Origin of the sequence: Pseudomonas sp. PDM26 (assembly GCF_019219185.1) — a bacterium.
In the GTDB taxonomy this organism is placed as follows: Bacteria; Pseudomonadota; Gammaproteobacteria; order Pseudomonadales; family Pseudomonadaceae; genus Aquipseudomonas.
Map to the genome: position 1 here is coordinate 422,740 of NZ_JAHUWC010000001.1, position 23,115 is coordinate 445,854.

Sequence of the window (23,115 nt, forward strand, 5' to 3'; positions counted from 1 at the left end):
CTCGCTCCTACAGGTCAGCACAATTGCGTCAGCGCCGTGGTCAGCCGCGTCATGTGCTCGGCGGTGGTGGTCAGCCCCGGAGTGATGCGGATGCATGGGCCGCACGCCGCGCCAGTGCGTACCACGGTGAACAGGTTGTAGTCCTTGAGCAGCCGCTCGACCATCGCCTGCTGATCGGTCTGTGCGATGAAACGCATGGACGTGATGCCGCAGTACAGTCGTGGGTCGTCCGGGGTCAGGACTTCGATGCCCGGTAGTTCGCGCACGGGGCGGACCCACAGGTTGCGCAGGTAGTTGAGCCGAGAACCCTTGGCCGCCGCGCCGCCCATGGCGTGATGCTCCTCGAGCACCAGCGGCAGGGTCAGCAGCGCCGGGATGTTGGGGGTGCTGTACGAGGTACGGGCGCGAATGTCAGTGGGCGGAAAATGCATTTCGCCCATGTCCGGGTCGATATCGGCCAGGCGTTCGGGGTCGATGTAGATAAAGCCGAGCGTCAGCGGTGCGCCGATCCACTTGTGCAGGTTGTAGCCGGCGAAGGCGATACCGAACTCGGCCAGGTTGAATTCGAACTGACCGAGGGCATGGGCGCCGTCGAGGATGACGTCGATGCCGTGTTCCTTTGCCGCGGCTGCAATCGCCTGCACCGGCATCACCAGGCCCGTGCGATGGGTGACGTGGGTCAGGGCCATCAGCTTCAGCCGCGGGTGTCGTGCGAAGGTTTCGCGGTAGGTATTGAGCAGGCTGTCGAAGGTTGCCGGATGCGCGTGTTCGATCTCGATCACTTCGACACCACGATTGCGTGCCAGCCAACGCATGGAGCCTTTGACCGTGTCGTATTCCAGATCGCAAACCAGTACCTGATCGCCGGGCTGGAGCCGGTTGTAGTTGCGGATCAGCGACTGCAAACCTTCAGAGGCGTTACGGGTCAGGGCAATGCTGTCGGCGGCTACGCCAATCAAACTTGCCAGTTGCGCGCGGATTTTCAGGCTGTCGCCCTGTTCGAAGCGCTGGCGCACGTACACCGAATTGCTGCGGTTGATCAGCTCGATGTTGCGCTGGTATTCCTCGACCACCGTGCGCGACATGCGCCCGAAGTAACCGTTCTCCAGGTTGAGCGGGCCGGGTTCGACATCGTAGCGATCGGCAAAGGTTTGCCAGAAGGCTTCATCACGGGCGCGGCGGGTGTTGTCGGGCATGGGGCACTCGGTAGGGAATTCAGTGGCGCGGGGCCGGTTTGCCGTGTTTGGCGCGCAGCGGTTCGAGCAAGTCCGACAAACCGTTGTGGTCGATTTCCTGCATCAGGGCCAGCAGGCCGCCCAACTCGCCATGGGGGAAACCTTCCCGGGCGAACCAGTTCAGGTAAGGGCCGGGCAGGTCGGCAATGATTCGACCCTTGTACTTGCCGAAGGGCATTTCGCGGGTGATCAGCAGTTCGAGCTTTTCAGGATTCATCGATCGATCGTCTTGATTCAGTCAGCCTGGAAAATACAGGCACTGTGGCGAGGGTGTTTGCCCCTCGCCACAGAGGGTTAGCCGATGCTGATCGCCGGCAGCGTGGTCAAGGTCACGCTTTGTTGCTTGCGTGGCGCGAGGATTTCCGCCTCGCCGTCCACCACCAGTTCATCGCGCTGGTTGAACACGCGGGTGGCAATGCGCACGCGAAACTTCGGCAGTTTTTCCAGGATTTCCAGGCGCACGGTCAGGGTGTCGCCGATCTTCACCGGTTTCTGAAAGCTCATTTGCTGGCCGAGGTAGATGGTCCCCGGTCCAGGCAGTTCGCAGGCGACCGCTGCGCTGATCAACGCGCCGCTGAACATGCCGTGGGCGATGCGTTCCTTGAACATGGTGCTGGCGGCGTAGTCGGCATCCAGGTGCACCGGGTTGTGATCGCCGGACATCGCGGCGAACAACTGAATGTCGCGCTCTTCGACGGTCTTGCTGTAACTGGCGGTCTGGCCGACTTCGAGGGCCTCGTAAGGGGTGTTGGTAACCTGGGTCATCTGTATCAATTCCTGTGACGAATTAAAAAATCCACAAAAAACTATTCGGATCGGTGCGGCCGAGGAGTGCTCAAGGCCTGTGCGATCCAGTTCAGCACATCGGCGATGATTTCATCGCGGTTGCTCTCATTGAACAGTTCGTGCCGCGCCTGCGGGTAAACAGTCAGTTGCAGGTGCTGGCTGCCGGCCGCCCGCAGCGCGTCGGCCAGATCCTTGAGACGTTTGCCTTCGCTCACCGGATCACATTCACCGCCAATCACCAGCAACGGCAGGCCCGGGTCGATCTGGGCGAGATTGGACGCTTTGCTGATTTGCTGCAAGCCGCCGAGCAAATCGATCCACAGTTGATTGGTGCAGCGAAAACCACAGAGCGGGTCGTTGACGTACAGATCGACCTGCGCCGGATCACGGCTGAGCCAGTCGAACGGCGTGCGTGCCGGTTTGAATTTATTGTTGAACGAGCCGAACGACAGCCATTCGATCAATGCGCTGCGTCCTTTGCGGCCTTGGCGCAGGCGTTCGAAACGGGCGATTTGCCGGGCCGCGCGATAAAGCGCCACGGGCTGGAAGTTCGAGCCGCTGAGGATTGCCCCGTGCAGGCTGGCACTGTGGTGCAGCAGATAGCCTTGGGCGATGTAGCTGCCCATGCTGTGACCCAACAGCACGATCGGCACGCCAGGGTACTGCTGGCCGATGTGCTGGTTGAGGCAGGCCAGGTCGCTCACGACCTTGCACCAGCCATCGTCATCGGCGAAATGCCCGAGCGTCCCGTTTTCGGCAGTTTTGCCATGTCCACGCAGGTCCGGCGCGCACACGCCATAGCCCTGTTCACAGAGTTTTTCCGCCAGGGGGCCATAGCGACCGCTGTGCTCGGCCATGCCGTGGGCCAGCAGAATCATTGCCTTGAGGCTGCCGTCGGGAAGCCACTGGTTGACGAAAAGGCGGCTGTGGTCGCTCGTGGTCAGCCAGAAAGTGTCATGGATCATGGCGGTTCCTTTGCATGAGGCTGCCTGGTCGCAAACAGCTCGTTGCAGTTTATAGCGCATCCTTGGCTGGGCGTCTGATCAGCCTACGCCACGGCAAGAAGATTCATACGGTCAATGACGGCTGTGGGCATATTTGCCAGCTACGTCATAACTGCTAGTGTCCGTGAAGCTCCGCTTTTTGCATTTTTTTTGAAAAATGACAGAAAAGTGGCCCGGGATAGATTCAGGTAAAGAGGACAAGAACAATGCAACCTGATTTCTGGAATGACAAACGCCCGGCCGGCGTGCCCATGGATATCGATCTGGGAACCTACAAGTCGGTGATCGAGGTGTTCGAGCGTTCCTGCAAGAAGTTTGCTGACCGCCCGGCGTTCAGCAACATGGGCGTGACCCTGACCTACGCCGAACTGGAGCGTCAGAGCGCTGCCTTCGCCGGCTACCTGCAAGCCCACACCGATCTGGTGCCGGGTGACCGCATCGCGGTGCAGATGCCCAACGTCCTGCATTACCCGATCGCCGTGTTCGGTGCCTTGCGCGCCGGGTTGATCGTGGTCAACACCAACCCGTTGTACACCGCGCGGGAAATGCGTCACCAGTTCAAGGATTCCGGCGCCCGGGCGCTGGTGTACCTGAACATGTTCGGCCTGAAAGTCCAGGAAGTGCTCCCCGACACCGATATCCAGTACCTGATCGAGGCGAAGATGGGCGACCTGATGCCCACCGCCAGGGGGTGGCTGGTCAACACCGTGGTGAGCAAGGTCAAGAAGATGGTCCCGGACTATTCCTTGCCCCAGGCCGTTTCCTTCAAGAGTGCGCTGCGCATGGGCCGTGGCCTGGGTATCAAGCCGCTGAAGGTCGGCCTTGACGACATCGCCGTGCTGCAATACACCGGCGGCACCACCGGCCTGGCCAAGGGCGCGATGCTGACCCACGGCAACCTGGTGGCGAACATGCAACAGGCACGGGCCTGCCTCAGCCAGTCGGCCAGCGACGGCCAGCCGCTGCTGCGCGAAGGCCAGGAGGTGATGATCGCGCCGCTGCCGCTGTACCACATCTATGCTTTCACGGCGAACTGCATGTGCATGATGGTGACGGGCAACCACAACGTGCTGATCACCAACCCGCGGGACATCGGCGGCTTTATCAAGGAGTTGAAGAACTGGCGGTTCTCGGCGCTGCTGGGGCTCAACACGCTGTTCGTCGCGCTGATGGATCACCCGGACTTCAAGACCCTGGACTTCTCCAGCCTCAAGCTCACCAACTCCGGTGGCACTGCGCTGGTCAAGGCCACTGCCGAGCGTTGGGAACAATTGACCGGTTGCCGCATCACCGAAGGTTACGGCCTGACCGAAACTTCGCCGGTGGCCTGTACCAACCCCTACGGCAGCCAATCGCGGATCGGCACGGTCGGCCTGCCGGTGCCGGGCACCGCGCTGAAAGTCATCAGTGATGACGGCGTCGAGCAACCTTTGGGAGAACGCGGCGAGTTGTGCATCAAAGGCCCGCAGATCATGAAGGGCTACTGGCAAAAACCTGATGCCACGGCCGAAGTGCTGGATGCCGAGGGCTGGTTCAAGTCCGGTGATATCGCGGTGATCGACCCGGACGGTTTCGTGCGTATCGTTGACCGCAAGAAGGACATGATCATTGTTTCGGGTTTCAACGTGTACCCGAATGAGATCGAAGACGTGGTGATGGCACACCCGAAAGTCGCCAACTGCGCGGCCATCGGTGTGCCCGACGAGCGGTCGGGGGAGGCGGTGAAGCTGTTTGTGGTGGCCCGTGAAGCAGGGATCAGCCTTGAAGAGTTGAAGGCTTACTGCAAGGAAAACTTCACCGCGTACAAAGTGCCGAAGCACATCGTGCTGCGTGAGTCGCTACCGATGACGCCGGTGGGCAAGATCCTGCGGCGGGAGTTGCGTGATATCGCCTGATCGGTGAATGGCCGATCCCTGTAGGAGCGAGCTCGCTCGCGAAAAACGTCCGGACAACGCGATCATTCAAACAGGGCGCGTTATCGTTGACGTCCATCGCGAGCGAGCTCGCTCCTACAGTTTTAGCGCGAAAGCCCCGTTTTTCGGGGCTTTTTGCTATGTATAGGTTTTTTGCTCTAAAATGACTGCCTTCAAGTCTTGAGTCACAATTGTGACCGTAGAGGCCTCTTTTGGCTCTAGTCGACCCTCGGCAAAGCTGCTACTCTCGGCGCGCTTTGTGACTTCTCGGCCTTCTATCAGCCAGATTCACCAATGACCAAACACCAATAATAATCGCATCAAATGCGGTGCTGAATTCGCGTTGCTGAGGAGTGGGCTTCCATGATCGAAGACTTTTGGAAGGATAAGTACCCAGCTGGGATTGCTACAGACATCAATCCAGACGAGTATCCGAATATTCAGGCAGTGTTGAAGCAATCCTGCCAACGCTTCGCCAACAAGCCGGCATTCAGCAACCTGGGCAGGACACTCACCTACGGTGAACTGTACGAATTGTCCGGTGCGTTTGCCGCTTACCTGCAACAGCATACCGACTTGCAGCCCGGCGATCGAATCGCCGTGCAACTGCCCAACGTGTTGCAGTACCCGGTAGCCGTCTTCGGTGCAATCCGCGCCGGGCTGATCGTGGTCAACACCAACCCGCTGTACACCGCGCGGGAAATGGAACACCAATTCAACGACTCCGGTGCCAAGGCCCTGGTCTGCCTGGCCAACATGGCGCACCTGGCGGAAATCGTGGTACCGAAAACCGGCGTCAAGCACGTAATCGTCACTGAAGTCGCCGACCTGCTGCCGCCGCTCAAGCGTCTGCTGATCAACAGCGTCATCAAGTACGTGAAGAAGATGGTGCCGGCCTATCACTTGCCAAAAGCCGTCAAGTTCAACGACGTGCTGAGCAAGGGCCTGGGCCAGCCAGTGGCGGAAGCCAATCCGGCCAGCGGTGATGTCGCGGTGCTGCAATACACCGGCGGCACCACCGGCGTGGCCAAGGGCGCGATGCTGACCCACCGCAACCTGGTGGCGAACATGCTGCAGTGCAAGGCGCTGATGGGTTCCAACCTCAATGAAGGTTGCGAGATCCTGATCACGCCGCTGCCGCTGTACCACATCTATGCGTTCACCTTTCATTGCATGGCGATGATGCTGATCGGCAACCACAACATTCTGATCAGCAACCCGCGTGACCTGCCGGCGATGGTCAAGGAACTGTCGAAGTGGAAGTTCAGCGGCTTCGTCGGCCTTAACACTCTATTCGTAGCCCTGTGCAACAACGAAGGCTTCCGCAAACTGGACTTCTCCGCGCTGAAAGTCACCTTGTCGGGCGGCATGGCCCTGCAATTGGCTGCGGCCGAACGCTGGAAAGCGGTGACCGGTTGCGCCATCTGCGAAGGCTACGGCATGACCGAAACCAGCCCGGTGGCCACGGTCAACCCGATCCAGAACATCCAGATCGGCACCATCGGCATTCCGGTGCCGTCGACCCTGTGCAAAGTGATCAACGATGCCGGTGTCGAACAACCGATGGGCGAAATCGGCGAGCTGTGCGTGAAAGGCCCTCAGGTCATGAAAGGCTACTGGCAGCGCCAGGAAGCCACCGATGAAATCCTCGACAGCGAAGGCTGGTTGAAGACCGGTGACATCGCGCTGATCCAGCCCGATGGCTACATGCGCATTGTCGATCGCAAGAAAGACATGATCCTGGTGTCCGGTTTCAACGTGTACCCGAACGAGCTCGAAGATGTGCTGGCTACCCTGCCGGGTGTGTTGCAATGCGCGGCCATCGGTGTGCCGGACGAGAAGTCGGGCGAGGCGATCAAGATTTTCATCGTCGCCAAGCCGGGTGTGATCCTGACCAAGGAACAGGTAATGGAGCACATGCGCGCCAACGTCACCGGCTACAAGGTCCCGCGCTCCGTGGAGTTCCGCGATGCACTGCCGACCACCAACGTCGGCAAGATCCTGCGTCGTGAACTGCGCGATGAAGAGCTGAAGAAGATCAACGCGAAGAAAGCTACCGCGTAAAACAAAAAGCCCCGCAGATGCGGGGCTTTTTGTTGGTGCAGACTTTGTGGTCAGAGTGCTTTTGTGGCGAGGGAGCTTGCTCCCGTTCGGCTGCGCAGCAGTCGCAAAACCTGATGGCGAGGTGCACCTGATGAAATTGAGGGCCGCTTCGCAGCCCAGCGGGAGCAAGCTCCCTCGCCACAAGGGGGCTGTGTTTCTGAGGGTTACTGGCGAAACGGCGCGAAGTTGACGTTGGTGCCCGCCGGGCGCATGTCCTGCAGAAAGGAGTCCTTGTCGGCGCTCAGTTCCAGGCTCAATGCAGCCTTGCGCTTGCCTTCATTGCGCACCACCAGGCCTTCGAGCTTTTCGCGCAGGAACACGGTCGGCACTTTCAGGTGCAGCAGCTCGTCGGTGTCCGGTGTGTGCATCAGCAGGTGAATCCACTCGTACTGACCGATTGCAAGGCGCGTCACCGGGAGGTCGAACCACCAGATGTTGCGGTTACGGTTCAGTTCGGCGAAGTGGCAGTTGTTGACGCCAAGCACAGCACCGCCGAGTTCCTGGTTTCTGCGGGCAATGGCCTGCTTTTTATCGAGTTTCATAACGTTCCTACGGGATTGGATCTTCAGCGCCAAGGCCTGAATGTGTTGCGCATTCTCAGGGGTTGGCCAGCAAACATAAAGCGCAACCTGCACTGAACGATGAAATGTCGTGGTGAAATTAAATGAAACTCCCTGCAAAAGCCCCCGGTCAACCTTGTGTAACGACTTTCCTGCGTTGAAATGCCTTTAATGAAAAGAAGACGCGGCCATCTTCAGATGGCCGTTTTTGTGTCAGCCTGAACTTGCGCATTGAAATTGTTTCAAAGTCGCCAACTGGGCTACCTTGATGAAAGAAAACGGCCCCTGAGTCGCCACGACTTCCACCCAAATCCGTATGCGGCGAATGGAGACGCGAATGATTTTCCCGGACATGAGAGGCTTGCCCCTGCACCGTGTGATGATGCGCACGGTCACCGAGTTCATCGCCGACGAGATGTCGACGTATGCCTCGGCGCTGGCCTATCAAATGCTGTTTTCGCTGTTTCCGTTCATCCTGTTCCTGATTGCCCTGATCGGCTTTCTGCACCTACCGGATTTCTTCTCCTGGCTGCGCCTGCAATCGGAACTGGTGCTGCCGCCCCAGGCGCTGGAACAGGTCAACCCGGTGATCGACCAGCTTCAGCAGTCCAAGGGTGGCTTGCTCTCGGTGGGTATCGTGATTGCGCTGTATACCGCGTCCGCCGGTGTGCGGCTGATGATGAGCGCGATGAACGCTGCCTACGACGTGGTTGAAGGGCGCCCGCTATGGAAACGCTTTCCGTTGTCGATCATCTACACCGTTGGCATCGCCGGCATGCTGCTGATCGCCGCAGCGTTGATGGTGCTCGGACCGCAGGTGATGGAGTGGATCGCTGCGCAAGTCGGCCTTGAGAACTTCATTGTCACGCTCTGGACCATCGCGCGCTGGCCGGTCATCGTGATTCTGATGATGGTCGCGGTGGCGTTGATCTACTACGTCATGCCCGACGTCAAACAGGAATTCCGCTTCATCACCCCAGGCTCGGTGCTGGCAGTGGTGGTGTGGATCATCGCTTCCCTGGGCTTCGGCTTGTACGTCAAGGAGTTCGCCAACTACAACGCCATGTATGGCAGTATCGGTGCGATCATCGTGCTGTTGCTGTACTTCTACATTTCCGCTGCGGTGCTGCTGCTGGGCGCGGAGATGAACGCGGTGATCGAGCACATGTCGCGAGAGGGCAAGGACCCTGGCGAAAAAGTGGCTGGCGAGCATGGTCCCGTCCATGAGGAAAAGCACCACGTGTCGGGACTGGGCCGCGATCACTCACACAAACCGACCATCGATGAAACCTGATCATGATTCGTGAAATTCTGAAAATGGGCGATGAGCGCCTGCTGCGCATTGCCCCGCCAGTGCCGGCCGAAATGTTCGACAGCCCCGAGCTGTGGCAACTGATCGATGACATGTTCCAGACCATGGAAAGTGTGGGGGGCGTTGGCCTCGCTGCTCCGCAGATCGGCGTCGACCTGCAACTGGTGATTTTCGGCTTCGAGCACAGCGAGCGTTATCCGGATGCCGAGGCCGTGCCGCAGACGATCCTGATCAACCCGTTGATCACGCCGCTGAGCCCGATTCTGGAAGAGGGCTTCGAAGGCTGTTTGTCGGTACCCGGGCTGCGCGGCGCGGTGCAGCGTTACCAGCAGATTCGCTACGAAGGCGTCGACCCCAAGGGCGAGCCCATCGTACGCATTGCCTCAGGGTTTCACGCACGGGTGGTGCAGCATGAGTGTGATCACCTGATCGGCCGCCTGTACCCGTCGCGCATTACCGACTTCAGCAAGTTTGGCTTCACCGAGGTGATGTTCCCGGATCTGGACCCCAACGCGGACGACTAAAAACACCGCAAACCCCTGTAGGAGCGAGCTCGCGAAAGCGGTCTAACAGTCAGCATTGATGGTGACTGACACACCGCCATCGCGAGCAGGCTCGCTCCTACAGGTTTAGGGTTCCAACCCCATCGCAATCATCGGCTTGCTACGCGCATAACGGCTCAACCGTTCAACCATCGCGTAAGGCATCGGCGGATCGAAAGTAAACCCGCGTCGCTCATAAAACCCCCGCAAATCCGGATGACAGAACAACCACACCGGCTGTTCGCAATCCTTCACCGCGGCCGCAATCAACCCGGCGGCAAGCCCTTGTTCGCGACAGGCCGGATCGACCAGCAACCCGGTCAGCCAATGCCCACCAGACACCGGACGCAAACACAGCACGGCAACAATCTGCTCACGCCGGGCCACCCACAACTGTGCGTCGCGCACCGCTTTCATCGACGATTGGTGAGCGCGATAGAACTTGTTCATCAATGGCCATAACGGCTCGTCGAGCAGGGTGAATTGGGTATCGGGCATGGTCCAGGGCTGTCGGTGTGTAAAGCGGGCTATTATAAAAGAACGCACGCGCCGGGATAGGTGTATACCTGATCTCGCATCCCCATGAGTGGAGTACGCATCATGTCCAAAGGTATGGATTCAAAGAAAGCGGCGAAAAAGAAACCGGTGAAAACCGCCATTGAAAAGCGCGCGGACAAGAAGGCCAAGAAGGTCGGCGTGTTCGGTCACTGATCCCGCGTTGATTGGTCGCTCCCATGCAACATGGGAGCGATCCACCTGAAAATAATCTGCAAGATTTCCCAAGGCCAATGCACAGAAGGGGACTGGTCCCCGATCTGAGCAACGCCATGCCCCATTACTTTGATAGCGCCCATCAGGAAGAAATAGTCGTCGGAACGCCGCCCGGAGCAGGCTCGCACCCACATTGGAGCTGCTGCAGACGCAGTATTTGGGAACCCCAAAATCCTGTGGGAGCGAGCTTGCTCGCGATGCGATCTGAAGCCTTACGCCAATTCGGCGGCCAATGCCGCTTTCACCGCCGGCCGCAGATCCACCCTGGCTTGAAACCTTGCCAACGCCGGCCACTCATTCAATTCAATGTCGAACAACCGAGCCCAACGCAGCACCGTAAACAAATACACATCAGCAATGCTGAGCCCACCCGCCATCAAGTAATCCTGCCGCTCCAACGTCTGGTTCAACACAGCCAAACGCTTGAACAGTTTCTCCTTGATCAGCGCTTTCACCTCTTCGGGAAATCGAGCGTTGAACAGCCAACCGAGCCCGCCATGAATCTCCGTCGAGATGAAGTTCAGGCATTCCTGCAATCGCACCCGCTCAAATGTCCCCAGGGCTGCGGCCAGTTTCGCGTCTGGATGCAGATCAGCCAGGTACTGCAGGATCGCCGGGCCTTCGGTCAGCACTTCGCCGTTATCCAGTTGCAAGGCGGCCACGTAGCCCTTGGGGTTGATGGTCAGGAAGTCATCGCCAGCAGCGGTTTTCTTGGTGGCGTTATCGACGCGGATCAATTCGAAGGGCAGTTCCAGTTCACGCAGCACGATATGCGGCGCCAGCGAGCAGGCTTGGGGGGCGTAATACAGCTTCATGGGGCGGGCTCTGGTTGTGGATTTACGCCAGTGTCATAGTGCGCGGCGCCCTCGGTAAAATTAATCTTTCAGAAAACTGCCATAAGGAAAGCTACTGCCATGATGAACCTGATGCACTGGCGAATGGTGGTGGCCGTGGCAGACACCGGCAATATCACCCGCGCCGCCGAACGGGTCGGCATGACCCAGTCAGGGGCCAGCCAGGCCCTGGCATTGATCGAGGAAACCCTGGGCGTTCAATTGTTCACCCGGGAAAACCGCCAAACCTTGCCGACGGCCATCGGCCTGCCGGTCATCGAGCAGGCGCGGACCATGCTCGGTGCACTGCAGGCCATCCGCAGCACCGTCGAGGCGGCAAAAGGTGTTGAACGCGGGACGATTCGCCTGGCCAGTTTTCCCATGGTATTGGCGACCTTTCTGCCGCCGTTGCTGCGTCGGTTCAACCGGCTTTTCCCCGGCATCGAGGTGGTCGCCCTGGAAGTCAGCGATGACGAAGTGGAAACCCTGCTCGGCGCGGGACTGGTGGATGTCGGCGTGGTGCTCAATCCGTCTGCCGAGCGCAAGGCCAGTCCATTGGGACGCGATGCCTGGATGGCGGTGTTGCCCGGGGGCCATCCACTGGCGCGGCGAACTCATGAAGAGGGCGTCTCCCTCGACGAATTGTCGAAGCAACCTTTTGTACTGGCCACGGGCGGTTGTTCGACCAATGCGCGAAGCCTGGCTGCCGATGTGGGGCTGCAACTGCAGGATGTGCGCGTCGAGGTCCGTGAATGGAGCAGTGCGTTCACCCTGGTGCGGGAAAACATCGGCGTGAGCCTGGTGCCGGAGATGACGCTGCCGGGTAATCGGCAGGGTTTGCGCGTGGTGCCGGTGCTGCCGCGGATCGAGCGCGAGTTTGCCTTGGTGGTTGCTGCGAACAAACCACCGTCGGCGGCGGTGCAGGCGCTACTGGACATGCTCGATGGACGGAAACCCCTGGCAAGCAACTGAACCGATTTGGTCCTCAATGCTGACCGACCAGTGGCTTCGCTGTGTGGCGAACCAGGCGGCAACCTGCGGCCATTCAAGGCAAGCCGTTGCAGCAATGCTTCAGGAAACCGGGGTGTTGCGCCAGGCGTTTGAAATACTCATCGACGGCGGGGTAGTCCGGACGGTCGATCGGCGTCATCAGCCAGCGATTGACCGACAAACCGATGACAACGTCGGCCAGAGTAAAGCTTGGCCCGGCGACATAGGCCTTGGTGGTCGCGAGTTGATGCTCGAGGATGCCCATCTTCTGGTTCCAGCCGCGGATGCCGACGTCGAGGCGATGGGCGTCCTGGAACTCCGGGTCCTTGCGTACCAGTGCCATGAACGCATAGGTCCAGGACGGATTGAGCTCGATGGCTTGCCAATCCATCCACTGTTCCACCCGGGCGCGTGCCGCCGGTTCGCCAGGTAGCAGCTCGTGGTGGTGTTGGTGTTTGCCGGCCAGATAGCGGCAGATGGTATTGGATTCCCACAACGCGCCGGCTTCATCGATGATCACCGGCACCTGAGCGTTGGGATTGAAGCGCAGGAACTCGGGGCTGTGGGTGGACGCGAAGCCACTGCCCCAGTCCTCGCGTTCGTAGGGTATGCCCAGTTCTTCGCAGGTCCACAGGACTTTTCTGACGTTGATGGACGAGGCTTTGCCGAGAATTTTCAGTGCATGTTCCATTGGGCTACTCCGTTAGCGAATTGACGCTTCGGGAATCTAACAGGGGGCTGTGTTGGTCTCAATTGAGATCAGGGGATGTGGAACACAATAAAGGTTAGTTGAAATCCCGCGGCATGGGCGATGCGCCGCCGCAAATGGGTGTCAGGAGCTTGGCCCAACTTGGTTTCTCGGTATCAGGTCGGTCCAGATGGGGGCCGAACAGGCACTGGGAATGTGCGGATGGAGGATCGGTTGCCTGAGTATCCAGCCCTGAAGCCGTCGGTCGATGTACACCGGGGTTGATTCGATGCACTCGCCCTTGGGCGCAACCTTGGCTTGATCCACTGATACAAACAGCGGTCCCGGAAAATCGAACGCCGTCTGGGACTGGCTTACAACACCCGTGTCCTTGCGGGCGAAACAGTTGTTTCTGCGTCCACTCAGGTCGGTTGTCATGACCCCGGCGTCTTCCAGGTTCGCATGCCAAACGTTCATGACAACGGCCGGCCCCTCGGCTTTCGGGTGAGCGGCGAGACAGTTTTTGATTGCCGGCATGAAACGAGGGTCGCTCAGAAACTGCGTCCAGTCATTCGGCTCCGAGGCTTGTGCCTGAATCGTCTGGCCGAGCAAGAAGGTCAGCACGCCGGTCAGGGAAATCGCATTGCGCATAGCAATATCCGCGAGAAAAAAAGTTTGCGGATTCTGCACTCGGCTCTCGGGGCGCGGAGGGTAAAAGATGTTTCGAAATGCGGATAAACTGTCCCGGAATGCCGTGTAGGAATGGTCTGAAGGCAAGTGGCTTCAGAGGAGTTCCGCAGGTTACGGTTTCTTGCACCCTTGCCTACAACTACGCCAGAATCCGCCGACTTGTGCGCCTGGTATCCGGACTCTATCGTTCCGTGTCGCTGCAAGTTCAGCGATCGGGTCTAGCAGCCTGGATACTTTAGACGCATGACGTCCACCATTCGTGAGCAGGTGTTTTTATGTCTGCCAGTTCACGTTATGGCGGCTGTGCGTGGGAAGATCTTCGGGTCTACCGGGTTCTAGAGTCCTGGTCTGCTAGCCCGCGCATGGCTGCCACCTTATTTTCGTCTAGCAGCGAATCGTGGCAGCTCCATCACTCTAGGAGCATCACCATGTTCAAACCCACGCCGAACCTCCCACGCAATCCCAGCCCAATGTTCTCCATCTCACCCGGCATCAATAACGAAACCCTGTTGGCGCACGCCTGCGAATCGTTGGCCTCGGCGAGCGTCATGACCAATGACTTTGCGGCATTCCTGGAAGGTAGCCAGCGCAATACGGCGCTGGCGATTGCACAGATCATCATGCTGGCCGAACTGGCGGTGAATCGGGTGCTGGATAACCTCGATCCGCAGGACTAAACACGGAACCTGTGGCGAGGGAGCTTGCTCCCGTTCGGCGGCGTAGCCGTCGTAAACCATGACATTCGGTGTACCAGATCCACCGGGAACGCAGGTTTTGGGGCTGCTTCGCAGCCCAGCGGGAGCAAGCTCCCTCGCCACAATGGACAGTGTTGATTCAGGTGCTCTGGAGAACCTTCAACTTAAACCCCATATTTTTTTCGCGTTGCGGGTCTTGGGCAGGCAGTTGCAGCCCGGGAATAATATGGTCTGTATCCGGAGGATCAACTACAGAGTTTCGATTCTCGTCGAACTGATCAGGTCTTTGACTACGGTTGACTGATTCGATTTTCGCGTGGCCAATCCAAGTATCGCCTTTGGCCAATCAAGCCGAAGTGCTCTGTAGTGCAGGTCAGCGCGTTGAATTCGCTGCATCGATGCGGGCACTACCGCAATACCCATCCCGGCAGATACCAGGTTTACAGCGGAAGATAGTTGGGGTGCCTGCTGACGGATGGTCGGATTGAACCCGGATTGCCGGCAAGCGGCCACGATATCCGCACTCAGTCCATAACCGGATTTGCGTGAATACAGGATGAAATTCTCCTGCCGTAAATCAGCAAGCGACAGACGCTTGCGTGACGTTAATGGGTGGCCGTCAGGCAGGACAACAATAAGTGGTTCTTCGGATAAGGTGATGAAGTCAATGTCGCCACCCATAGCAAACGGAGGCCTGACAAACGCAGCGTCAATTTCTCCACGGCCGAGCCTGGAAATAAGAGATTCACTATCGTTCTCCTCAAGGTTTACCTCCACCTTGGGGTGTTGTCGCTGGTAACGGCTGATCAAACCGGTGACGGTATCATTGAACGAAGCGGATTCGGTGAACCCCAGGTTCAACGAGCCGATCTCTCCTCGTGCAGCGCGCCGCGCATTTTTTTGGGCGTCCTCGGCACGCGCAAGAATATCTTGTGCCGAGACCAGAAATACCCTGCCAGCATCACTGAGTATGACGCCGCGTCCTACCCGGTGAAAAAGCGGCGTACCAATTTCATCCTCCAAATCACGTATTTGCTGTCCAAGCGGGGGTTGGGCGATCCCAAGCTGTTCGGCGGCTCGTGTGAAGTTCTCCGCTTGGGCCGTGACGACGAAATAACGTAGATGCCTGAGTTCCAATTAGGACTCCAAAGATACTAATTCTGTATTTTCTAAATATTAGACATTTTATTTGTCTGCCGCCATGCTTCTTCAGAGCCAAAGATACCGCCAGTGGTTCGGTCAGAACGTTTACGGTCCGAGAATTAGGAGAACTTCATATGAAACCAACTCGACATCTGCGTGAAAAACTATCCTCAGGTTCTCCTGTGATAGCACCAGGCGCTTATGACGGTATATCCGCTCGACTGGTTGCCATGGCGGGTTTCGACGCGGTCTATGCCAGCGGTGGTGCGATTGCGCGTGCTGCTGGATACCCGGACATCGGTCTACTGAGCTTCAGTGAAGTATTAGAACGGATCGAGAAAATTGTTGAAGCAAGTGGCTTGCCAGTGATTGCAGACGCCGATACGGGATTTGGGGGATCAGCCAATGTTCAGCGCACGGTTCGAACTCTTGAGCGTGCCGGTGTCGCCGCCTTCCACCTTGAGGATCAATCGTTTCCCAAGCGCTGCGGCCATCTGGACAACAAAAAATTAATAGATGTAAGCGAGATGTGCCTAAAAATTCGGATTGCACGCCATACGCTGATCGATCAGGACTGCATGATTATTGCCCGTACCGATGCAATTGCGACAGAAGGTTTTGAGTCTGCGTTAAGCCGAGCCGAGCAGTATGTGAAGGCAGGTGCAGACATGATTTTCGTAGAAGCCCCGGAGACACTGGATCAAATTCGCACGATTGCCCGGCGCATCCCAGGGCCAAAACTGATGAATATGTTCTACGGTGGCAAGACTCCCTTAATGCCCATTGAAGAGCTGTCCTCTCTTGGCTATCAGCTCGTCATTATTCCTTCGGATATGCAGCGCGATGCAATACACGCGATGCAAGTCGTTCTGACTGAGATCAAACGCTCAGGGGATAGCAGCGCCATGGCAGCACAATTGACGAGTTTCGAGGAACGCGAAAAAATCGTTCAGACCAGCCGGTATCTTGCCTTGGACTTGTTATAAACCAAGCTATGAAGTCGGACCTCAGGAACTGAGAAAGTTAAAAATGTAAACCGAGTCCGCGGAACATAGGAAAGTGATATGGATGTTCAACTCATAACAGTGGCCGGTTTAGTAACTGTGACAATCGCGCTATGGGCAACACGTAGACTTCCTGAGTACTTGACTGCACTTATGTTCTTCGCGACCGCGATGATCCTCCATGTCGCTCCTGCTTCCTTGATTTTCTCTGGGTTTACCTCGGCCGCATTCTGGCTCGTTATCAGTGGCTATGTCATTGGAATCGCTATCCGCAAGACAGGATTGGCTTCTCGATGTGCGAGGGTGCTCGCGGTTCATCTTTCCAGATCATATCCACAAATGGTCCTTGGAATTGTCGGCCTCACTTACGCACTCGCTTTTGTTATGCCTTCCAATATGGGGCGTATTGCGCTACTGATGCCGATTGTCCTGGCGCTTGCTGATCGAGTGGGTTTCAGGGAGAAAAGTCCAGGGCGTATTGGTCTTTCACTTGCTGTCGGCTTTGGAACCTTCCAGCTTTCGGCATCCATTCTGCCGGCGAACGTTCCAAATCTTGTCATGGCGGGAGCCATCGATACCACGTATGGGTTGCAGTTATCCTATCTGCCTTATCTGATATTGCATGCACCCGTACTTGGCATTCTCAAGGGGCTTGCACTATGTGCATGTATCGTCTGGTTGTTTCCAGATAAAGCGGGAAAAAGCATAGAGGTGGAACCTGCTCGCCCTTTGAGTCCTAAGGAAAAGAGGTTGGGTATCCTTCTTTTGATGACTCTGGGACTCTGGCTTACTGACTCCTTACACGGCATTTCCCCTGCATGGGTCGGTCTCGTGGCAGCTTGCGTATGCCTCCTTCCACGAATCGGCTTTGTATCCAGTGAAGAGTTTGGTCAAGAGGTAAACCATCGGACGGCAGTCTATGTCGCAGCAATCCTCGGACTCGCCGCACTTGTAGGACAAAGCGGACTTGGAACATTAATTGGCAATGAAGTACTGACCCTCGCACCGTTGGATCCGGCTTCACCGTTCGGCAGCTACACCTCAATCGTAGGTCTTTCCACGCTGCTCAACTTTGTGGTTACAGCGAACGGAGTACCAGCTTTATTTACTCCCTTGGCACAGTCGTTAGCCACCGCATCCGGACTGCCGTTACTTAGTGTTCTGATGATTCAGGTCATCGGGTTTTCAACACCGCTCCTGCCTTACCAAGCCTCTCCGATTGTTCTCGCTATTGAAATGGGAAGAATCCCTTTCATGGCAGCGTTACGATTGAGTCTTGCGCTTGCATTTATTACGTATGTTGTATTGGTTCCGATCAATTACGGATGGTTTGTCTTTCTGGGGTGGTTGCCGTGATCCTGAAGCCAAAACTGTGACCCGTTCTTATGGGAACTGATCCTGACACGACAGACACGGCAAACTCTTTGAACCGTGTCGCCGAACGTGTCTTTAAGTACTCTCCCGAACCTTCAATTCAAACCCCATGTCCTGCACCGGTTTGGCCACGGTGTTGCCGGCCATCAGCGTCAGCATTTGCTCCGCCGCGCGGCGGCCGATGGCTTCGCGGGGGGTGTTGATGCTGCTCAGGCGCGGGACCATGTGTTCGGACATGGGCAAGTCGTTGAAGCCGAGGATCGCCACTTGCTCGGGGATCTTGATTCCGTGTCGCATGGCTTCGAGCAAGGCGCCCTGGGCCAGGTCGTCGTTGCCGAAGAAGATCGCGTCGACATCCGGGTGGCTGGTGATCATCTGCAAGAACAACTCGCCGCCGAGGCCGACGGAGGAGGAGCGGGGCGTCAGCACTTCCAGGTCCGGGTCATACAGGCCGGCCTTTTGCAGGGCTTTGCGGAAACCTTCGCCACGCAGCAAGGTGCGTTGGTCGAGTTGCGCGCCGATGTAGGCCAGGCGTTTGCGACCGCGAGACAGCAAATGCTCGGCGGCGGTTTCACCGGCGGCCAGTTGCGAAAAGCCAACGCAATTGAGCCCGGCTGCGCTGTCCAGTTCCATCATGTACACGCAGGGAATGTTGCTGGCTTCGATCATCCGCCGCGAACTTTCGGTGCGGTCGAAACCGGTCAGCAGCAGGCCGCGCGGCTGATAGGCCATGTAATTGCGCAGCAGGTTTTCTTCTTCATCGCGCGAATAATGGAAGTTGCCGATCAGCACTTCGAAGCCCTTGGGGCGTAAAACCCGATGAATGGCTTCCAGGGTGTCGATGAACAAAAGGTTCGACAGCGACGGCACCAACACCACCACCGATTGGCTCTGGGCCGAGGCCAGGGCGCGGGCGGCAGGGTTGACCACATAGTTGAGTTCCAGCGCTGCTTTTTGCACCTTTTCCACCAGTTCAGTGGCCACGGTGCTGACGCCCCGCAAGGCGCGGGAGGCGGTGATCGGGCTGACGCCGGCCAGTCGGGCAACTTCGTTCAGGGTAGGGCGGCCAGTGGTGCGGGTATTTTTATCGTTCTTGGTTGTGTTCATCGACGGCTTGCCAAACAAAATTCAAGGCACTAAGGTAGCGCTGTCTCGATGCAGCTGCAAATGCGTGAGCGAGGGTTCGCCTGATCCTTGCTTTTTGGCGTCGGGACCTAACTGCTGCAACCCATAAAATGACAAGAAAGGCGTCGGCAACTTCTGCTTTTGGTCTGGTGTCATAACTGGCAAAGGTAGCGCTGTCTGCGCGCTGAGGTGTTACATGAATCATCCCATCACCGCCCTGGTCATCATGGGCGTTGCCGGTTGCGGCAAGACGTGCGTCAGCGAGGCCCTGTGCCATTTGAGCGGCGCCACGGCCATTGAAGGCGACTCTTTCCACCCTGCCGCCAATATCGAAAAGATGAGCGCGGGGATCCCCCTGAACGATGAAGACCGCGCCGGCTGGCTCGACAGCCTGTGCGATGAACTGCGCCGTGTCGACGCCAAGGGCCAGCGCCCGGTGCTGACCTGTTCGGCGCTCAAACACATCTATCGCGAACGTCTGCGCAGTGCCTTGCCGGGCCTGGGCTTCGTGTTCCTTGAACTGACCCCCGAAGTGGCCGCCGACCGCGTCTCCCATCGGCCAGGCCACTTCATGCCGTCGACCCTGATCGACAGCCAGTTCGCCACCCTCGAATCGCCCGTCGGCGAGCCGTTGACCCTGGCGCTGGATGCTTCGAGCCATAGCGTCGAGCAACTGGCGGCGCAGGCTCATGCCTGGTGGCAGGCGCACGGCCTGAAACAGGCGGTATGACTGTGTTTGCAAAGACAGCGCTGTCCTCACGACTTCTGATCAACCCGCTTTAATAACAACAACAACCAGGAGACACCCCCAATGTTTGGCATGTCCCACGAGACGTTCCTGCTGCTCGATGCAGTGGTCACGGTGATCGGGCTTATCGTCCTGATCACCAAGTTCAAATTTCACCCCTTCATCGCCCTGATCATCGCCGCAGCCTTCCTCGGGCTGACCTCCGGCATGCCGATCGGCACCATCATCAAGGCGTTCCAGGACGGCTTCGGTGGCGTGCTTGGTTTCGTCGGCATCATCCTGGCGCTGGGCACCATGCTCGGCAAAATGATGGCCGAATCAGGCGGTGCGGATCAGATTGCGCAGACGTTGATCCGCGCCTTCGGCAAGGACAAGGTGCAGTGGGCGATGATGTTCGCTGCGTTCCTGGTCGGTATTCCGCTGTTCTTCGAAATCGGCTTTGTGTTGCTGATTCCGCTGGTGTTCATCGTTGCCCGGCGTACCGGCGTGTCGATCATCAAGATCGGTATCCCGTTGCTGGCCGGTCTGTCCGCCGTGCACGGCCTGGTGCCACCGCACCCGGGTCCGTTGCTGGCCATCGGCGTATTCGGTGCCGACATCGGCAAGACCATTCTTTATGGTCTGATCGTTGCGTTGCCAACCGCCATCATCGCTGGCCCGATCTTCGGTACCTTCATTGCCAAGCACATTCCTGGTCATCCGAATCAGGAACTGGTGGATCAACTGGTGCGCGATGAGAATGCAGGCGATCTGCCTAGCTTCGGCATTACCCTGATCACTGTGCTGTCGCCCGTGTTCCTGATGCTGCTCAAGACCTTTGCCGATGTGGTGCTGCCGGACGGCAACTTCTTCCGCACTTTCATGGACCTGATCGGTCACCCGATCTCGGCGCTCCTGCTGGCATTGCTGCTGTCGCTGTACACCTTCGGCTACAAGCAGGGCATCGGTTCGCAACAGATGCTCAAATGGCTGGATGCGAGCCTTGCGCCGACCGCCGCGATCATCCTGATCATCGGTGCCGGTGGTGGCTTCAAGCAGATGCTGGTAACCAGCGGTGTAGGTGATGTGATCGGTCACATGGCGGTGGCTGCACAGATCTCGCCGATCCTGCTGGCCTGGCTGGTGGCAGCGGTGATTCGTATCGCGACCGGTTCGGCGACCGTGGCGACCATTACCGGTGCCGGCATTGTGGTGCCGGTGGTGGGGATGATTCCGGGCGTGAACCGCGAACTGCTGGTGCTGGCCACCGGTGCAGGTTCCCTGATCCTGTCCCACGTTAACGACGCCGGTTTCTGGCTGGTCAAGCAGTACTTCAACATGACCGTGGCGGAGACCTTCAAGACCTGGACCGCGATGGAAACCATCCTGTCGGTGGTGGGCCTGGGCTTTATCCTGTTGCTGTCGCTGTTCGTTTAAGCGATTCGGCAGACACAAAAAAACCGCAGCGATGCGGTTTTTTTGTGGGTGAATAACCGATGTAGGAGCTGCCGAAGGCTGCGATCTTTTGATTTTGCTTTTAAAACCAAGATCAAAAGATCGCAGCCTCGTTTCACTCGGTAGCTCCTACAGGTAATCGTGTTACTTAGTCACCAAGCCATCCGCCCGGAACATCCCGCGAATCCCGCGTACGGCCTGGCGAATCCGGTCCTGGTTTTCGATCAGGGCAAAGCGCACGTGATCATCGCCGTACTCGCCAAACCCGACGCCCGGTGAGACACACACCTTGGCCTCGGACAGCAGTTTCTTGGCAAACTCCAGTGAACCCAGGTGCGCGTAAGCCTCGGGAATCTTCGCCCAGACGTACATCGACGCTTTCGGGTTTTCCACCATCCAGCCCAGCTCATGCAGGCCCTTGACCAGCACGTTGCGCCGTTGCCGGTATTGCTCGGCGATGTCGCGCACGCATTGCTGATCGCCTTCCAGCGCGGCAATCGCCGCCACTTGCAGCGGGGTGAAGGTGCCGTAGTCGTGGTAGCTCTTGATCCGCGCCAGGGCGTTGACCAGTTCCGGGTTGCCGACCATGAAGCCAATACGCCAGCCGGCCATGTTGTAGCTCTTGGACAGGGTGAAAAACTCCACCGCAATGTCCTTGGCCCCCGGCACCTGCATGATCGACGGGGCTTTCCAGCCGTCGTAGACGATGTCGGCGTAAGCCAGGTCGTGCACCACCAGCACGTCGTACTGCTTGGCGAGGGCAATGACGCGCTCGAAGAAGTCCAGTTCCACGCACTGCGCGGTGGGGTTGGACGGGAAACCGAGGATCATCATCTTCGGCTTCGGAATCGAGCCGCGAATCGCCCGTTCCAGTTCAGCGAAGAAATCCACCCCCGGCACCAGCGGCACCGAGCGCACCTGGGCGCCGGCAATCACCGCGCCGTAGATGTGAATCGGGTAGCTCGGGTTCGGCACCAGTACGGTGTCGCCCTGATCCAGGGTCGCCAGCATCAGGTGCGCCAGGCCTTCCTTGGAACCAATGGTGACGATGGCTTCGCTTTCCGGGTCGATGTCGACCTCGTAGCGGTCCTTGTACCAGTTGGAAATCGCCCGGCGCAGGCGCGGAATGCCCTTGGAGGTGGAGTAACCGTGGGTGTCTTCGCGTTGGGCCACCGTCACGAGTTTTTCGACGATGTGCGGCGGCGTGGCGCCGTCGGGGTTGCCCATGCTCAAGTCGATGATGTCTTCGCCACGACGACGGGCGGCCATCTTCAGCTCGGCGGTGATGTTGAAAACGTAAGGGGGGAGTCGATCTATGCGCGCAAAGCGGCGCGGCGAACCTTGTTCGGCCATTGTTGCCTCGGATAACGTAAGCGCCCGGAACCGTCCGAGCGACGCTGGCCACTGCGGTGGCCTGTGGCGGAATGTACGGGCAGCTGTGGCAGACTGTCCAGCCTCTATGTAAACAAATTTTTCCAAAGGATAGGGTTCGATGGAATTTACCAGCGGCTTCTTGCTGAGCCTCTCGCTGTGCCTGGATATCGGCGTGGCCAACATCGCGATGATCACCCTGGCCATGCAGCGTGGCTATTTCCAGGGCTTTGCCCTGGGCCTGGGGACCTGCGTCGGCGACCTGATCTACGCTGTACTGGCGCTGGCCGGCATGACCGTGTTGCTGCAATACGAAACCGTGCGCTGGGTGTTGTGGATCGGTGGCTCGGCGCTGCTGGTGTACTTCGCGGCGAAGATGATCTATTCGGCGATTCACCACGAGGCGCTGCTGGCCGAGACGGCGGAGGTCGGGAACAACTCCCACCGCAAGGAGTTCTTTCGCGGGATTTTCCTGGCCATGTCCTCGCCCAGCGCGATTCTCTGGTTCGCGGCAGTTGGCGGCACCCTGATCGCCCGCTCCGGTGGCGGAGGCCCGCTCAGTTCGGCACTGTTTCTCGGCGGTTTCCTCTGTGCCGGGCTGCTCTGGTCGGCAGGCTTGTGCTTCGCCGCTAGCCATGGCGGCAAGTTGTTGGGGGACAAGCTGCTGCGGTATTCCTACATGGCATCGGCGGCGATCTTCTGTTATTTCGCGGTCTACGTGATCCTATCGGGTTACAACGAGTTCGTCGGTGCCGCTGCTGTCGAGCAGTTGCACGCGCTGTAATTGGGCGAAT

General features: G+C 58.2%; 23 protein-coding genes. 11 read left to right on the forward strand and 12 right to left on the reverse strand.

All coding sequences use genetic code 11. The features are described from left to right. Positions 1 to 14: 14 nt before the first annotated feature. From KW849_RS01910 to KW849_RS01925, 4 genes are all read right to left on the reverse strand, one after another. Entirely contained in the window at positions 15 to 1,196 is a 1,182-nt protein-coding gene (locus tag KW849_RS01910; RefSeq protein WP_218427150.1) for an aminotransferase class V-fold PLP-dependent enzyme, read from the reverse strand. A gap of 19 nt (positions 1,197 to 1,215) precedes the next feature. Beyond that, the gene (locus KW849_RS01915) at positions 1,216 to 1,452 is read right to left on the reverse strand and encodes a DUF3820 family protein (protein WP_003227425.1); all 237 of its coding nucleotides are present in this window, start codon (positions 1,450 to 1,452) and stop codon (positions 1,216 to 1,218) included. Positions 1,453 to 1,529: 77 nt separating this feature from the next. Then, positions 1,530 to 2,000, reverse strand: a complete 471-nt coding sequence (locus KW849_RS01920; RefSeq protein ID WP_218427152.1) for a MaoC family dehydratase — start codon at positions 1,998 to 2,000, stop codon at positions 1,530 to 1,532. 41 nt (positions 2,001 to 2,041) lie between these two features. Continuing rightward, positions 2,042 to 2,986, reverse strand: coding sequence for an alpha/beta hydrolase (locus KW849_RS01925; RefSeq protein ID WP_218427154.1), 945 nt, complete (start codon positions 2,984 to 2,986; stop codon positions 2,042 to 2,044). A gap of 245 nt (positions 2,987 to 3,231) precedes the next feature. On the opposite strand from KW849_RS01925, the gene fadD2 reads away from it, so the two are divergent. Together fadD2 and fadD1 are read left to right on the forward strand one after the other, a co-directional pair. Then, entirely contained in the window at positions 3,232 to 4,920 is a 1,689-nt protein-coding gene (fadD2, locus tag KW849_RS01930) for a long-chain-fatty-acid--CoA ligase FadD2 (RefSeq protein ID WP_218427156.1), read from the forward strand. A gap of 381 nt (positions 4,921 to 5,301) precedes the next feature. Beyond that, on the forward strand, positions 5,302 to 7,002 hold the full coding sequence (gene fadD1 / locus KW849_RS01935) for a long-chain-fatty-acid--CoA ligase FadD1 (protein ID WP_218427159.1): 1,701 nt from the start codon (positions 5,302 to 5,304) through the stop codon (positions 7,000 to 7,002). A gap of 203 nt (positions 7,003 to 7,205) precedes the next feature. On the opposite strand, the gene KW849_RS01940 is transcribed toward fadD1, so the two are convergent. Continuing rightward, complete coding sequence (locus tag KW849_RS01940; RefSeq protein WP_150757893.1) at positions 7,206 to 7,583, reverse strand: hypothetical protein; 378 nt, start codon at positions 7,581 to 7,583, stop codon at positions 7,206 to 7,208. 355 nt (positions 7,584 to 7,938) lie between these two features. On the opposite strand from KW849_RS01940, the gene KW849_RS01945 reads away from it, so the two are divergent. Continuing rightward, positions 7,939 to 8,895, forward strand: a complete 957-nt coding sequence (locus KW849_RS01945; protein WP_108215144.1) for a YihY/virulence factor BrkB family protein — start codon at positions 7,939 to 7,941, stop codon at positions 8,893 to 8,895. 2 nt (positions 8,896 to 8,897) lie between these two features. Continuing rightward, positions 8,898 to 9,437: a peptide deformylase gene (gene def, locus KW849_RS01950; RefSeq protein WP_007990355.1), complete on the forward strand. Its 540-nt coding sequence runs from the start codon at positions 8,898 to 8,900 to the stop codon at positions 9,435 to 9,437. A 105-nt stretch (positions 9,438 to 9,542) separates the two neighbouring features. Here the strand turns inward: def and KW849_RS01955 are convergent, their stop codons facing one another. Both KW849_RS01955 and gstA read right to left on the reverse strand, forming a co-directional pair. Continuing rightward, a complete protein-coding gene (locus KW849_RS01955) occupies positions 9,543 to 9,953 on the reverse strand; it encodes a GNAT family N-acetyltransferase (RefSeq protein WP_218427161.1) in 411 nt (136 codons plus the stop codon). Positions 9,954 to 10,438: 485 nt separating this feature from the next. Continuing rightward, positions 10,439 to 11,041: a glutathione transferase GstA gene (gstA, locus tag KW849_RS01960; protein WP_218427163.1), complete on the reverse strand. Its 603-nt coding sequence runs from the start codon at positions 11,039 to 11,041 to the stop codon at positions 10,439 to 10,441. A gap of 99 nt (positions 11,042 to 11,140) precedes the next feature. Here gstA and KW849_RS01965 point away from each other — a divergent pair, with 99 nt between their 5' ends. After that, positions 11,141 to 12,031, forward strand: coding sequence for a LysR family transcriptional regulator (locus KW849_RS01965; protein ID WP_218427165.1), 891 nt, complete (start codon positions 11,141 to 11,143; stop codon positions 12,029 to 12,031). A 73-nt stretch (positions 12,032 to 12,104) separates the two neighbouring features. On the opposite strand, the gene KW849_RS01970 is transcribed toward KW849_RS01965, so the two are convergent. Together KW849_RS01970 and KW849_RS01975 are read right to left on the reverse strand one after the other, a co-directional pair. Then, on the reverse strand, positions 12,105 to 12,740 hold the full coding sequence (locus tag KW849_RS01970; protein WP_218427167.1) for a glutathione S-transferase family protein: 636 nt from the start codon (positions 12,738 to 12,740) through the stop codon (positions 12,105 to 12,107). Positions 12,741 to 12,881: 141 nt separating this feature from the next. Further along, on the reverse strand, positions 12,882 to 13,427 hold the full coding sequence (locus KW849_RS01975; RefSeq protein WP_371319102.1) for a hypothetical protein: 546 nt from the start codon (positions 13,425 to 13,427) through the stop codon (positions 12,882 to 12,884). Positions 13,428 to 13,855: 428 nt separating this feature from the next. Between KW849_RS01975 and KW849_RS01980 the strand changes: the two genes are divergently transcribed. Further along, the gene (locus KW849_RS01980) at positions 13,856 to 14,104 is read left to right on the forward strand and encodes a DUF6124 family protein (RefSeq protein ID WP_218427170.1); all 249 of its coding nucleotides are present in this window, start codon (positions 13,856 to 13,858) and stop codon (positions 14,102 to 14,104) included. A 267-nt stretch (positions 14,105 to 14,371) separates the two neighbouring features. On the opposite strand, the gene KW849_RS01985 is transcribed toward KW849_RS01980, so the two are convergent. Next, a complete protein-coding gene (locus KW849_RS01985) occupies positions 14,372 to 15,259 on the reverse strand; it encodes a LysR family transcriptional regulator (protein ID WP_218427172.1) in 888 nt (295 codons plus the stop codon). A 140-nt stretch (positions 15,260 to 15,399) separates the two neighbouring features. Between KW849_RS01985 and KW849_RS01990 the strand changes: the two genes are divergently transcribed. Together KW849_RS01990 and KW849_RS01995 are read left to right on the forward strand one after the other, a co-directional pair. Next, complete coding sequence (locus tag KW849_RS01990; RefSeq protein WP_218427174.1) at positions 15,400 to 16,251, forward strand: oxaloacetate decarboxylase; 852 nt, start codon at positions 15,400 to 15,402, stop codon at positions 16,249 to 16,251. A 78-nt stretch (positions 16,252 to 16,329) separates the two neighbouring features. Continuing rightward, positions 16,330 to 17,625 (forward strand): SLC13 family permease, encoded by a 1,296-nt coding sequence (locus KW849_RS01995; RefSeq protein WP_218427177.1) that lies wholly within the window; start codon positions 16,330 to 16,332, stop codon positions 17,623 to 17,625. A gap of 93 nt (positions 17,626 to 17,718) precedes the next feature. Here KW849_RS01995 and KW849_RS02000 read toward each other — a convergent pair whose 3' ends face one another. Next, positions 17,719 to 18,750 carry a LacI family DNA-binding transcriptional regulator gene (locus KW849_RS02000; protein WP_218427179.1) on the reverse strand — a complete coding sequence of 344 codons (1,032 nt, stop codon included), beginning with the start codon at positions 18,748 to 18,750 and terminating at the stop codon, positions 17,719 to 17,721. 214 nt (positions 18,751 to 18,964) lie between these two features. Here KW849_RS02000 and KW849_RS02005 point away from each other — a divergent pair, with 214 nt between their 5' ends. Together KW849_RS02005 and KW849_RS02010 are read left to right on the forward strand one after the other, a co-directional pair. Beyond that, a complete protein-coding gene (locus KW849_RS02005) occupies positions 18,965 to 19,498 on the forward strand; it encodes a gluconokinase (protein WP_218427182.1) in 534 nt (177 codons plus the stop codon). Positions 19,499 to 19,579: 81 nt separating this feature from the next. Beyond that, positions 19,580 to 20,932, forward strand: a complete 1,353-nt coding sequence (locus KW849_RS02010; RefSeq protein ID WP_095944529.1) for a GntP family permease — start codon at positions 19,580 to 19,582, stop codon at positions 20,930 to 20,932. A gap of 162 nt (positions 20,933 to 21,094) precedes the next feature. Here KW849_RS02010 and alaC read toward each other — a convergent pair whose 3' ends face one another. After that, positions 21,095 to 22,303 carry an alanine transaminase gene (gene alaC, locus KW849_RS02015; RefSeq protein ID WP_218427184.1) on the reverse strand — a complete coding sequence of 403 codons (1,209 nt, stop codon included), beginning with the start codon at positions 22,301 to 22,303 and terminating at the stop codon, positions 21,095 to 21,097. Between the two features lie 139 nt (positions 22,304 to 22,442). On the opposite strand from alaC, the gene KW849_RS02020 reads away from it, so the two are divergent. Continuing rightward, a complete protein-coding gene (locus tag KW849_RS02020) occupies positions 22,443 to 23,105 on the forward strand; it encodes a LysE family translocator (protein ID WP_056725914.1) in 663 nt (220 codons plus the stop codon). Positions 23,106 to 23,115 lie beyond the last annotated feature (10 nt).